The sequence below is a fragment of the Pseudomonas sp. CM25 genome (genome assembly GCF_013179705.1).
Classification (GTDB): Bacteria; Pseudomonadota; Gammaproteobacteria; order Pseudomonadales; family Pseudomonadaceae; genus Aquipseudomonas.
The window spans coordinates 1-3105 of the sequence record NZ_JABMCW010000484.1; the positions used below are offsets into that span (position 1 = coordinate 1).

Sequence of the window (3105 nt, forward strand, 5' to 3'; positions counted from 1 at the left end):
GCAGCCGCGATCTCGTAGCTGGACTGGTTGTTCAGCACTTCCGGGTTGTCGTCGCGCAGGCGCTGGACTTCGAAGTGCGGGGTTTCCAGGTGATCGTTCGGCAGGATGATGATGCGCGCACGGGTACGCAGTTCGATCTTGGTGATCGAGTTGCGCTTCTCGTTGAGCAGGAACGCGGCCACCGGGATTGGCACCTGGGCGCGTACCTCGGCGGTGCGGTCCTTCAGGGCTTCTTCTTCGATCAGGCGCAGGATGGCCAGCGACAGCGACTCGACGTCACGGATGATGCCGGTGCCGGAGCAGCGCGGGCAGACGATGCCGCTGCTTTCGCCCAGCGATGGACGCAGGCGCTGACGGGACATTTCCAGCAGGCCGAAGCGCGAGATGCGGCCAACCTGCACGCGGGCGCGGTCGGCTTCCAGGCATTCGCGTACGCGCTCTTCAACAGCGCGCTGGTTCTTCGCCGGGGTCATGTCGATGAAGTCGATGACAATCAGGCCGCCGATGTCACGCAGGCGCAGCTGGCGGGCGATTTCTTCGGCCGCTTCCAGGTTGGTCTGCAGGGCGGTTTCTTCGATGTCGCTGCCTTTGGTGGCGCGCGCCGAGTTGATGTCGATGGACACCAGGGCTTCGGTCGGGTCGATCACGATCGAGCCGCCGGACGGCAGTTCGACCACGCGCTGGAAGGCGGTTTCGATCTGGCTTTCGATCTGGAAGCGGTTGAACAGCGGTACGCTGTCTTCGTACAGTTTGACCTTGCTGGCGTACTGCGGCATCACCTGGCGGATGAAGGTGAGGGCTTCTTCCTGGGCATCGATGCTGTCGATCAGCACTTCGCCGATGTCCTGGCGCAGGTAGTCGCGGATGGCGCGGATGATGACGTTGCTTTCCTGATAGATCAGGAACGGCGCGGCGCGGTCCAGGGACGCTTCCTTGATGGCGGTCCACAGCTGCAGCAGGTAGTCGAGGTCCCACTGCATTTCTTCGCTGCTGCGGCCAAGGCCGGCAGTGCGCACGATCAGGCCCATGTCGCCCGGTACGGTCAGGCCGTTCAGGGCTTCGCGCAGCTCGTTGCGCTCTTCGCCTTCGATGCGGCGCGAGATGCCACCGGCACGCGGGTTGTTGGGCATCAGCACCAGGTAGCGGCCGGCCAGGCTGATGAAGGTGGTGAGGGCGGCGCCTTTGTTGCCGCGCTCTTCCTTCTCGACCTGGACGATGACTTCCTGGCCTTCGCTGAGCACTTCCTTGATGTTGACCCGGCCTTCAGGGGCTTTCTTGAAGTATTCGCGGGAGATTTCTTTCAGCGGCAGGAAGCCGTGACGTTCGGAACCGAAGTCGACGAAGGCGGCTTCGAGGCTGGGTTCGATGCGGGTGATCTTGCCTTTGTAGATGTTGGCCTTTTTCTGCTCGCGCGCGCCGGACTCGATGTCCAGGTCGTAGAGACGTTGGCCGTCCACCAGGGCTACACGCAACTCTTCGGGTTGAGTTGCGTTAATCAGCATTCTTTTCATGTTGTACCGTCGGTTTCCGGGCTGCCGGAAACGGCGTTCGGCACACACGACGTCTCATGGTCGGTGCCAAGGTGCGCAAAGGGTGGCGGGGCCACCCCCGTGTCGAGCGACGTTCGGCACCAGCCGGTTGCCCAGCCTGCCGTTGTCGCGACGACGCGTCCTGTTTGCTGCGGTGCCAACAAGGCCCCGGTGGCTTCGAATTGGAATCCGAATCAACCAAGCGGGCCTTGTGCACTCAGTCAGGAGGAGGAATCAACCTTCAGCCGTGGACGCCCGGGGGCATCTGTTCAGGACCTTATCCGCTCGCCGGCCATATCAGTGGGCCGGTGGCCGGACGCGGTGCTACACGGTCCGAGGGCTGTGCATCTCCACCCTGCACGTATCCCTGATAATTCGGGTGCTGCCGCGCGCTGAATCCGCAACGGGTTGCATTTTTCGCCAGCGCTGGTTCGACGCTGACGCCATTCATGTCCAAGGCAGGTATTTCCGAAGCATTCGCCGTGCGTTGCGTGGAAGCGACGGGGCGGGCAGAGGTACAGCGAAAAGAATCGGGTAAGCAGGTGAAACACCGCACTTGTCGTTTTTTTCGGTCTTCTCTACACAGCGCTGGTGGCGATTCCAGGCAATTCGGTAAACTGGCGAAAACCCCGTAGGACGGCCTCGCGTCCTGGAGAATTGCGATGGTCAGGGACCGGCCAAGAGCCTGATTCCGCTGGCCTGCCGCTTTTGGCGGCGTTCGCGACTATAGCAGCAATGATTAAGTGCTTCAATTCCATAAAAAATTGTTATGATCCCGCCATGACGACCAATACCCCTCCGACTTCCGGCGTTCAGCTGATCGAAGTCGCGCCGGAGCTTGCCGGCCAACGCATCGACAATTTCCTCATCACGGCCCTCAAGGGCGTGCCCAAGACCTTGGTCTACCGCATCCTGCGCAAGGGTGAGGTGCGGGTCAACAAAGGGCGCGTCAAGCCGGAATACAAGATCCAGGCCGGTGACATCGTGCGCGTACCGCCGGTCCGCCTGCCCGAGCGTGATGCTCCGGCGCCGGTGGCCCAGGGCCTGCTGCAGCGCCTTGAGGCGGCCATTGTCTACGAAGACAAGGCCCTGATCGTGATGAACAAACCGGCCGGCATTGCCGTGCACGGCGGCAGCGGCCTGAGCTTTGGCGTCATCGAGGCGCTGCGTCAGCTGCGCCCGGACGCCAAGGAGCTGGAGCTGGTGCACCGCCTGGACCGCGACACCTCCGGCCTGCTGATGATTGCCAAGAAACGCAGCATGCTGCGCCACCTGCATGCCGCGTTGCGCGGCGATGGTGTCGACAAACGCTACATGGCGCTGGTGCGCGGCCACTGGCCAACCGCAAAAAAACAGGTCAACGCGCCGTTGCTCAAAAGCAACCTGCGCTCTGGCGAGCGCATGGTCGAAGTCAACGACGAGGGCAAGGAGGCACTGACCCTGTTCCGCGTGCTGCGCCGCTTTGGCGATTTCGCCACCATTGTCGAGGCGCGTCCCATTACCGGTCGCACCCATCAGATTCGTGTGCACACCCTGCATGCCGGGCACATGATTGCCGGCGACAGCAAGTATGGCG

Annotated in this window: 2 protein-coding genes; one reads left to right on the forward strand and one right to left on the reverse strand. The window is 62.4% G+C overall.

Going from position 1 to position 3105, the window contains the following annotated elements:
* Nucleotides 1-1511, reverse strand: a 1511-nt coding sequence (rne, locus tag HP546_RS28245) for a ribonuclease E (RefSeq protein WP_172232512.1), incomplete at its 3' end; no start/stop codon positions are given.
* 798 nt (nucleotides 1512-2309) lie between these two features.
* On the opposite strand from rne, the gene rluC reads away from it, so the two are divergent.
* Nucleotides 2310-3105, forward strand: a 796-nt coding sequence (gene rluC, locus HP546_RS28250; protein ID WP_172232515.1) for a 23S rRNA pseudouridine(955/2504/2580) synthase RluC, incomplete at its 3' end; no start/stop codon positions are given.